Source organism: Candidatus Aquicultor secundus (genome assembly GCF_002791875.1).
GTDB lineage: Bacteria > Actinomycetota > Aquicultoria > Aquicultorales > Aquicultoraceae > Aquicultor_A > Aquicultor_A secundus.
Window position 1 is genome coordinate 1 of record NZ_PFNG01000215.1, and the last position, 10064, is coordinate 10064.

Sequence of the window (10064 nt, forward strand, 5' to 3'; positions counted from 1 at the left end):
CTCAGAATGACACAATAATTATGGTGTTCTGGCACTAGTGCAAGAAGAGGAGACCGGAAATAGATTACAGGGATATATCAAGAAAAGTTATTATATATAGCGATGGCGCGGCCCGGGGTAATCCTGGGCCTGCCGGCGCAGGGGCGCAGATAAAGAACGTTAAGGGAGACGTACTGGCGGAGGTTTCCGAGTACCTCGGCGAGACAACGAACAACGTCGCCGAATACAGGGCGCTTATCCTTGCGCTCGAACAGGCGGTTCACTACAAACCCTTTAGAATCGAAATACGCGCCGATAGCGAGCTAATGGTCAAGCAGCTTAACGGCGAGTACAAGGTTAAGAACATGGGGCTTAAGCCCCTGTATGATAGGGTTAAACAGCTTTTGGCCGGGTGCACCAGCGTTGAGATCAAGCACATATACCGCAGCGAGAACTCCGCTGCCGATGAGCTTGCCAATAAAGCGATTGATGAGTTTGAAAACAGAGAAGAACCGCAACAACAATTACCGCAGAAACAGCCGAACGATATGCCGGAGCAGGGAAATCTGTTTTAAGGGCCGGCGATTATATAATAAATCCAAATAAATTTAGCGTAATCTTCACAACTTCTTCACATCTTTTATAGCATTTTATGGTAAATTAATAATATCTAGCTAATTATGGCTTTATGAGAGGAGCAAAGATGGACTTAAAAAAGAAGCTATTAATCGGGTTTCTTGTAGTGGGCGTCGCATTAACCGCTGTTGCGGGGATATCGTTCGCAGCAAGTGGCGCCAAGGCAGATGGCGCTCGGCGCGCTTTTGCCAGCGGGTGTTGTGGAGTCTTCGATAGCCTTAGCGAGACGCTTGGATTGAAACCGGACCAGGTTATCGAGAAACGCAACAACGGGGAAAGCCTGGCCGATATGGCTAAAGAGCAAAACGTGTCGCAAGAGGCGATTATGAATGCGATTCTTAAAGATAGGAAGAAAATCCTTGACCAGCGGGTAAAAGCAGGACAGATTACCGCCGGTGAGGAAGCCGCTCTTCTTGAAAGAATGGAAACCAGGATTAGATTAGGAATGAACCATAAGGCCGGCGGCCCGGGGCTTTGCGTGCGCGGTGCCAGCAAACCGGATCAGCACGGACCGCGCTCAGGAGTATGTGCTCCGGGCGCAGGTTGCGGCAATAATTGCAACGGAGGCGCGACGGGTGGAACAGGCATCAACGCTACGGTACAGGGTCCATATTAAAACTATCGTTAGTTCGGGATAAAGCAGGATCGGCTATTGAAGCCGCAAGTAAACGAATAGAGCAAGATATGCTACTGTTAAGTGGAGGTCGGACGTAAGATTCCGGCCTCCACTTTTTTGTCTGATTTGTTCTGCATGCAATCTGGTAGCGAGAGGGTAAGTATAAGCAAAAAGAAAAGGCCGCAAAACTTCGGCCTACTAAAAAGCAAAAATAAAGAACCCCAAGAAACCTTCCTGAGCCACTCTCTACTCACGATTTCCCGTTTCGTTTCTCTCGGCGACACCTATACATTTTGGCCTTACGGCCACCCTCCATAGTGTCTACCTTGAAGCCGCTCCCGGTACGTCGGTTTCCCGAGTGTCCTCGCGTCCAGCCCCTTGGGGTCTACTCCTAATCTATCAAAAATCACCAGCGGTGTCAACATATTTTATAAAATAATCCAAGAAATTATTTTGGGGTATTGGCGGTTTTGTCCCCGTCTCTTGTTCGTCAAATGATTACCAAAACAGCAGGGGCAAATTGCAACTTTAGCTACGTAAACGCTATAATTCACTTTAGTGAATCGAAAGGTGGCTATTATACGTGGCATTTGATGATCTCAGGGATTTTATCAAGTTTCTTGAATCAAAAGGCGAGCTCAAGCGGGTCAAGGCCGAGGTCGACCCGGTTCTGGAAGTTACCGAGATTACCGACAGGGTGAGCAAGAGCTACGGGCCCGCCCTGCTTTTTGAAAACCCAAAGGGTTCGAAGATGCCCATACTCATGAATGCCTTCGGTTCGTATGAGCGTATGAGCTGGGCTCTTGGCGCAAATAATCTGGATGAGATTCCGCAGAACCTTGCAGGGCTTCTCCCCGATGGCGAGCCGAGCACCTTTTGGCAAAAACTCGGCACGTTGATGAAGCTTAAGAACATCGCCGACTATAAACCCAGGGAAGTCAAGAACGCCCCGTGTCAGGAAGTAGTCCTGGCGGATGATTTTTCTCTTGAGGATATCCCGGTCTTAAAGTGCTGGCCGCAGGATGGGGGAAAGTTCATCACGCTCCCCCTGGTTATTACTAAAGACCCGGAAAGCGGAAGGCAAAATCTCGGGATGTACCGGATGCAGGTCTATGATGCGAAAACCACCGGCATGCACTGGCACGCACACCACGACGGGGCGCATAACTACCGTAAGCACCAGGAGAAAAGCCGGCCGATTGAGGTTGCCGTGGCGCTTGGCGGGGACCCGGCCACGATTTACTCCGCAACCGCGCCGCTTCCGCCAAATGTCGAGGAGCTGTTCTTCGCGGGGATGATCCGTAAGCAGGCGGTAGATGTCGTAAAAGCAAAAACGGTCGATCTAATGGTACCGGCAAACGCGGAGATAATCCTCGAAGGGTATGTTGACCCCGAGGAGACGAGGCGGGAAGGCCCGTTCGGCGACCATACCGGATATTACTCGTTGGCCGATTACTATCCCGTCTTTCACATCAAGTGCATCACCATGCGCAAGAACCCCATCTATCCTGCTACGATTGTCGGCAAACCTCCGATGGAGGACTGTTATATGGGTAAAGCCACCGAGCGGATATTTTTGCCGGTTTTAAAGACCGCACTGCCCGAGATAGAGGACTTGAACCTCCCGCTGGAAGGAGTTTTCCACAATTGCGCAATCGTTTCGATAAAGAAAAGCTACCCGGCGCACGCGTATAAGGTAATGAGCGCGCTATGGGGTTTGGGGCAGATGATGTTTACCAAAATGATAATTGTCGTCGACCACACCGTTGACGCCCAAAATATGTCGGAAGTCCTTTGGAAAGTATTTAACAACGTTGACCCCGCTCGTGATATTATGGTCGTTAAAGGCCCGCTTGACGCGCTCGACCACTCATCGAATACGCCGAAATACGGCTCGAAGATGGGGATCGATGCCACCAAGAAGTGGCCTGAGGAAGGGCATACCCGGGAATGGCCGGACGACATAGAGATGGATGAGGAGACAAAACGCCTCGTCGATAGTAAATGGAAGGAATTAGGCCTTGGGTAAGTTTAAAACCATCCTTGAAATGATCAAGTTCGAGCACACGATATTTGCGCTGCCCTTTGCGTACATGGGCATGATGCTTGCTGCAAACGGTCTGCCCAGCCTCAAACAAATCGTTTGGATTACGATTGCGATGGTTGGGGCGAGAAGTTTTTCGATGGCGATGAATCGCTACATCGATCGTGAAATCGATGCGCGCAACCCGCGCACGAAAGAGCGCGCAATTCCCGCAGGTAAGCTTACCTCACGGTACGTAATGGTCTTTAGCATGGTAAGCCTTGCGGTCTTTTTTATCGCCACATACCAGTTGGCCCCCCTTGCAAGGGTTGTCTGGCCCGCAGTTGTTTTTCCGCTCATTATCTACTCTTACACCAAGCGTTTTACCTGGTTAAATCATGTAGTTCTTGGTATCAGCCTCGGTCTTGCCCCTATCGGCGCCTGGATTGCGATAACAAATGGCTTGAGCTGGCCTGTTGTTATTCTTGGCGGTGCGGTTATGTTGTGGTCTGCCGGTTTTGACATTATCTATGCCTGCCAGGATATAGATGTCGATCACCAGGATGGGTTGCTCTCGATTCCCGCTGTTTTTGGGGTAAAACGGGCGCTGCTCGTTACCAGGATGTTCCATGTACTCACGGTTGGCCTGTTGTTTACGGTCGGCGTGACGTTTAAGATGGGTGCCATCTATTACTTTGGTGTGATGATAACGGCGCTGCTTTTGGCCTATGAGAACAGGCTAGTAAAGCCGAACGACCTCTCAAGGGTCAATATGGCGTTCTTCACAGTTAACGGGTTTATTAGCCTGCAGATATTCGCTTTTACCGGACTCGACTTTGCAGCCAGGTATCTGCTTAAGGGGCTGGGATAGCTTGGGCTCTAACCTTGAATACGTAGTTGCCATAACCGGCGCAAGCGGCGTGGTCTACGGCAAACGCCTTATACAAGAACTTCTCAGAAAAGACTTTAACGTCTCACTTATAATATCCAACCCCGGCAAATTGGTTATCACACATGAGCTGGGTTTTTCATTTAACGAAGACAATGCGGTCGCTGAGATGGCTGAATGGCTTGAAGCATCCAATGCTGCGGCCCGGCTGAGTTACTATCGAGACGATGATTTAATGGCCCCGATGTGCAGCGGCTCTCATTTTACAGGGGGCATGGTGATAATTCCGTGCACGATGGCGACGCTGGGGGCGATTGCCGGCGGCCTCTCATCGAGCCTGATCGAGCGCTCTGCGGACGTGGCTTTAAAAGAGTCAAGGCGCCTTGTAATTGTCCCGAGAGAAACGCCGTTTAACCGGATTCATCTGAAAAATCTTCTTGAAGCTGAGGGGGCCGGTGCTAAAATAGTGCCCGCAATGCCGGCTTTTTATAATAATCCAAAAACGATAGAGGATTTGGTCGACTTTGTTGTGGGAAAAGTCCTCGATCAATTAGGGGTTGAACATACGCTCTTTGAGCGCTGGCAGGGTGAATAAGATAGTGGAGGTATCAAATGGCAACAGTTACTAGCATCGATATGAAGCAGATAGAGGAGAAGGTTATGTCGGGCGGGCGACTTTCTAGGGAGGATGGCATCGCGCTTTACGGGATAAACGACATCCTGTTTTTGGGTGCCTTGGCCCGGTACGTTAAGGAGAAAAAGAGCGGAAACCACGCATATTTTAACGTAAACCGTCATATAAACTTGACCAACGTGTGCGTAAATCAGTGCAAATTCTGCGCGTTTAAGGCTAAGGAAGGAGAACCGCACGCTTATACGATGACGCTCGAAGAGATCATGTCGCGTGCGCTTGAGGCCCCGAAGCTGGGGGCGACCGAGCTACATATCGTGAGCGGCTGCCACCCCGACCTTCCGTTTGATTATTACCTTGAGGCGATAAGCGAGTGCAAGAAGGCCCTGCCCGACATACATATCCAGGCTTTTACTGCAGTCGAGATCGATTATTTTGCAAAGATATCCGGGTTGACCGCAAGAGGCGTACTCGAGAAATTAAAGGAGGCGGGCTTAGGGTCGATGCCGGGCGGCGGCGCTGAAATATTCAGCGGTCGTGTACGCGGGCTTACTTGCGAGAACAAGGCAAGCGGCGATCGCTGGCTTGAAGTTATGGGCTTGGCCCATGAGCTGGGTTTACGCTCCAATGCGACCATGCTTTACGGCCATGTCGAGACCTACGAGGAGCGCATCGACCACATGATAAAGCTACGCGAGCACCAGGACAAAACCGGCGGCTTCCAGAGCTTTATCCCGCTCGCGTTTCATCCCGATAATACCGATCTTGCCGGCATAAAGAGAACGACGGCGTTCGATGATATAAAAACGATCGCCATTTCCCGGTTGATGCTCGATAACTTCGACCATGTAAAAGCGTTTTGGATTATGCTCGGGTTGAAAATCGCCCAGCTCGCACTCGACTTTGGCGCCGACGACCTGGACGGCACGGTCGTTGAGGAGAAGATAACGCACATGGCCGGAGCGCAAACGGATGAGTCAATCGAAAAAGAAGAGCTTATCCGCCTTATAAAAGACACGGGGCGCACCCCTGTCGAAAGAGACACTCTCTACAACATCATTAGGGTGTACGAGTAACAGAGTATTTGCGGTTGTTTAAGATTATCTAAGATGATTTAAGATTCTAAGTGATTTACAAGATTAAAACGAATAATTGGGAGGAATCTAATTGTTTAGGCCGAAAGTCGGTCATATACAGTTTATAAATTGCCTGCCTCTTTACTACGGCCTGGTGCACAATAATGTTCTTCTTGATGTGGAGTTGATCAAAGGGACACCGACCGAACTGAATAAAATGCTCCTCGAGGGCAAGCTCGATATAAGCCCGATCTCTTCGATCGAGTATTGTCGCAACTATAAAGACCTGATGCTGTTACCGAACTTGGCCGTGGCGGCGGACGGTGAGGTTAAGAGCATCCTTTTTGTGAGTAAAGTGCCGCTTGAGGAGATGGACGGGCGCATGGTAGCGTTGACCAGCTCTTCAGCGACGTCACAGGCGCTTACTCGGATCATTTTGCGAGATAAATACAAGGTGTCACCCAAATATTTCGTCTGCCCGCCCGACCTTCCTCAGATGATGATGGAGGCGGATGGGGCGCTTCTAATCGGAGATGATGCGCTTCGCGTTTTATATAACCCCCCAAAAGACCTTTACCTCTATGACCTTGGGGTAGAGTGGAAAGAGATGACGGGGAGGCGTATGGTGTTTGCGGTTTGGGCAGCTCGAAGGCTTTTTGCAGCCGAGAATCCCGAACTGGTTGCCGAGGTGCACCGGGCGTTTATGAAATCAATGGAATACAGCATCGACAAAGTGGATGAAATAGCGAAGGCCGCCTCGAGGTGGGAGTCGTTTGATTACGACTTTATGAAGGCCTATTTCGGCAGTCTCAGGTTTGATCTTGATTTGGCCTACCAGCAGGACATGCTTGCGTATGCGACGAGGGCGTATGAACTCGGCTTCATCCAGGAAATCCCGAAGCTGGAGTTCGTGGAGGTTTAATAGAACTACATGGATAACAACTTAAAGCAGAGCTTAAATCAGAACTTAAATCAATATGAAATATTGGGCGAAGTGGCGGATGGACGGCGTCTAACGGATGAGGAAGCGGTGTTTCTTCTTAAAGAGGGAGACCTGCTGGCTATCGGCGCCGCCTCCGATACTGTGCGCAGAAGACGCTTTCCCGACACGGCTACCTTTATCATCGACCGCAATATCAACTATACCAATATTTGCACCAGCAAGTGCCGCTTTTGCGCTTTCTACCGCGATAAAGAAGACCCTGAGGCATACCTCTTGAGCAACGACCAGATATTTAAAAAGATCGAGGAGACCCTAACCCTTGAAGGAACCCAGATTATGTTGCAGGGCGGGCTGCACCCCGATTTGAAAATCGACTATTACGAGGACCTTCTGCGTAACATCAAAGAGCGTTACCCGATTACGATCCATTCATTTGGCGCCCCAGAGGTGGCCTATATCGCCCAGATTTCAGATGTAACCGTTGATGAAGCGCTCAGGCGTTTGCATGAAGCCGGTTTGGATTCGCTTCCCGGGGCGGGTGCCGAGATCCTGGTCGACCATTATCGCCAGGCGGTCAGCCCCAATAAAATATCCGCCGAGCGCTGGCTTGAAGTAATGGAGCAGGCGCATAACCTTGGGATCGAGAGCACGGCGACGATGATGATGGGCGGCCCGGATAGCATCGAGGACCGGGTCGAGCACATGAGTAAGGTCAGGCGGCTACAAGATAAAACGGGCGGCTTCAGGGCGTTCATCTCATGGGTTTACCAGCCCGGATACACCGAACTCGGTGGCAAAATAGTGTCAACGAGGGCTTATCTTAAGACGCTTGCAGTATCAAGGCTTTTTTTCGATAACGTCGACCACATCCAGGGCTCGTGGGTAACCCAGGGCAAAGAGATCGGGCAATTGACGTTGTCGTTTGGCGCCGATGACCTGGGGAGCATTATGATAGAGGAAAACGTCGTTCGGGCAACCGGCATCGCCTATGCGATGTCCAAGGATGAGATGGTGCGCATAATACAGGCGACCGGCAAGCGTGCCGCCAGGAGAAATACCGTGTATGAGGTTATTGAGAGATTTTAGGGAATTGCGAATTGCGAATTGGGAATTGCGAGAGTGGGATTATTCGAGTTTTGAGGTATGAATAAATGGCTGATAGAATACCAACCGCCGGCTATGCGATTATTGGCGGGTCGAGTACATTTTCAATACGGTTTCCGGAGGAGTTGGATGAGGCCGATGTGGAAGTCGTCGAAGATGGCTTACGCTTTGAGACGCCGTACGGCGAAAGCCCCCCGTTTAAGCTCTTCAAAGTGGGCGACAGACGAGTTCTGGCTTGCAGGATGCACGGTTGGCGCTCGGGTGTGACGAGGGCCGATGCCTCACGGCAGGTGTTCTGGGTATTTAGAGAAGCGGGTGTGAAAAACATCCTTGCCGAGGGCGGCGTTGGGGCGGTAAACCACCTGCTAAACCCGCGAGACATCGTTGTCCCGACCGATTATATCGATAATTCCATGCGCAAAGATGTGAGCCTGGGGTCGGATTATTTGCTTGTTATGAGAAAGGCCGTCTGCCCGGATTTGCATAACAACCTGCTTAAGGCATCTCGTGAGTTTGCGATTTCACGGGTGTTTGAGCGGGGGATTTATGCGGTGACGGACGGTCGCCACTTTGAAAGCCCCGCTGAAGTTGCGGTATTAAAGCAATGGGGTGCGGATGTCGTCGGGCAAAGCATGTGCCCGGAAATCTATCTCGCTCGGGAAATCGGCGCATGCTATGCCGGCGTTTACCTGGTAGTAAATTATGCGGAGGGAATAGTTCAAGGTTGGTCGCACGATGAGCTTTCCGAGATATTTTACGGCGAGTCTGAGGCCATCGGTAAAATCCTGATCGATGCGCTCCGCACTACTGCAGATAGAGCAACCTGCGAATGCACGCAGTTGCGCAAGCCGACCCTTCTTAAAGAGGAACCGCGTACATGATTTATGCGGCCGATATAATCCTACCTATTTCAAATCCCCCAATTGCCAACGGAGCGGTTCTTGTAACCGATGGTCGTATTAATGCCGTTGGCGTGAAAGACGAGCTTCTGGCCGCTAATCCCGGTGAAGAGGTCACCGAATTCGCTGATGCTATTCTTATGCCCGGATTGGTCAACCTTCACGGGCATCTTGAGTGCTCGTCGTTTGATTTTCTCGCCAAGCCAACGCCTTTTTCCGAATGGGTCGGCACCATCATACAGGCCGGCCTTAAGATGCAACGGGATGACTGGTTGTCGGCATCTCGCGCCGGCGTTAAAAAGTACTTCGTGTCGGGCATTACATGCACTGCCGATATCACGAGATCGGGCGTCGGACTTCAGGCGGTCGCGGAGGCGGGGATGCCGGCGCTCGTGTATCTGGAAGCCGTCGGTATCGACGACCGCAACCTTACCGATGCCGTAGTCGATTTGCTGGAGAGAGTTAAAAGCGCTCAAAGCATCCTTGGGGTAGGCGATATCAAGGTGGGTCTCTCGCCGCACTCGGTATACTCTCTCTCGAAGTCGGCGCTTAAAGTCTGTAACGATATTTCCCTTGAATATGGGCTTCCCTTAAGTATCCATCTTACCGAGACTCAAGCCGAAGTGGAGCTTATTTGCAGCGGAACGGGTTCTCTTGCATCCACAATCGGCAAAAAGATGCGGCTTGAAGTTATCAAACAGGGAGGTACGGGCAAAACACCGGCGTACTACCTGAATGATCTCGGCTTAGTGAGAGACTCGCTTATTGCGGCACATGGCGTGTGGCTTAGCGACCGGGATATCGCGCTCTTACAAGAGAAAGGTTCTGCGGTTGCAGTCTGCCCGACGTCAAACGAGCTTCTTGGGTCCGGGGAGGCGCCGATCAAGCAATTCATCGAACACGGCCTGGAGTTTGGCCTTGGTACCGATAGTCCAGCAAGCAACCCCGACATGGACCTCTTTGTCGAGGCGCGAAAAGCTCGCGCAATCCTAGAGAAGCAGCTTGGTCAAGCAAAACCCCAATCGGAGGTATCGGCAGCTTTATCCCCAAAAAGATTGATTGAGATGATGACCCTGGGTGCCGCGCGCATACTCGGCTTTGCAGACGACCTCGGGAGTATCGACCCCGGTAAGCGGGCGGATTTTATTATTCTGAACCATCAAGACACCGCTTCCGACCCTTACGATTACCTGATTGAAACAGCATCGAAGTCCCTCATATCCCAAACTATCCTTAGCGGGAACATAGTCTATAACCGCTAATTGCTT

The 10064-nt window shown here is 51.0% G+C and carries 10 protein-coding genes; all 10 read left to right on the forward strand.

Annotated features, from left to right (window positions below):
- Positions 1–92: 92 nt before the first annotated feature.
- The 10 genes from COY37_RS09185 to COY37_RS09230 all read left to right on the forward strand — a co-directional run bounded on the left by COY37_RS09185 (position 93) and on the right by COY37_RS09230 (position 10058).
- The gene (locus tag COY37_RS09185; protein ID WP_286678969.1) at positions 93–554 is read left to right on the forward strand and encodes a ribonuclease HI family protein; all 462 of its coding nucleotides are present in this window, start codon (positions 93–95) and stop codon (positions 552–554) included.
- 128 nt (positions 555–682) lie between these two features.
- The gene (locus COY37_RS09190) at positions 683–1231 is read left to right on the forward strand and encodes a hypothetical protein (protein WP_286678967.1); all 549 of its coding nucleotides are present in this window, start codon (positions 683–685) and stop codon (positions 1229–1231) included.
- 583 nt (positions 1232–1814) lie between these two features.
- Positions 1815–3260 carry a menaquinone biosynthesis decarboxylase gene (locus COY37_RS09195; RefSeq protein WP_286678966.1) on the forward strand — a complete coding sequence of 482 codons (1446 nt, stop codon included), beginning with the start codon at positions 1815–1817 and terminating at the stop codon, positions 3258–3260.
- Positions 3253–4125 carry a UbiA-like polyprenyltransferase gene (locus COY37_RS09200; protein WP_286678965.1) on the forward strand — a complete coding sequence of 291 codons (873 nt, stop codon included), beginning with the start codon at positions 3253–3255 and terminating at the stop codon, positions 4123–4125. Before COY37_RS09195 ends, COY37_RS09200 begins: the two co-directional genes overlap by 8 nt.
- 1 nt (position 4126) lies before the next feature.
- Positions 4127–4738 (forward strand): UbiX family flavin prenyltransferase, encoded by a 612-nt coding sequence (locus COY37_RS09205; protein ID WP_286678964.1) that lies wholly within the window; start codon positions 4127–4129, stop codon positions 4736–4738.
- Between the two features lie 17 nt (positions 4739–4755).
- A complete protein-coding gene (gene mqnE, locus COY37_RS09210) occupies positions 4756–5850 on the forward strand; it encodes an aminofutalosine synthase MqnE (protein ID WP_286678963.1) in 1095 nt (364 codons plus the stop codon).
- A 91-nt stretch (positions 5851–5941) separates the two neighbouring features.
- Entirely contained in the window at positions 5942–6772 is an 831-nt protein-coding gene (locus COY37_RS09215; RefSeq protein WP_286678962.1) for a menaquinone biosynthetic enzyme MqnA/MqnD family protein, read from the forward strand.
- A gap of 9 nt (positions 6773–6781) precedes the next feature.
- The gene (gene mqnC / locus COY37_RS09220; protein WP_286678961.1) at positions 6782–7879 is read left to right on the forward strand and encodes a cyclic dehypoxanthinyl futalosine synthase; all 1098 of its coding nucleotides are present in this window, start codon (positions 6782–6784) and stop codon (positions 7877–7879) included.
- 65 nt (positions 7880–7944) lie between these two features.
- The gene (locus COY37_RS09225) at positions 7945–8778 is read left to right on the forward strand and encodes an MTAP family purine nucleoside phosphorylase (RefSeq protein WP_286678960.1); all 834 of its coding nucleotides are present in this window, start codon (positions 7945–7947) and stop codon (positions 8776–8778) included.
- On the forward strand, positions 8775–10058 hold the full coding sequence (locus COY37_RS09230) for an amidohydrolase family protein (protein ID WP_286678959.1): 1284 nt from the start codon (positions 8775–8777) through the stop codon (positions 10056–10058). Before COY37_RS09225 ends, COY37_RS09230 begins: the two co-directional genes overlap by 4 nt.
- Positions 10059–10064: the final 6 nt, after the last annotated feature.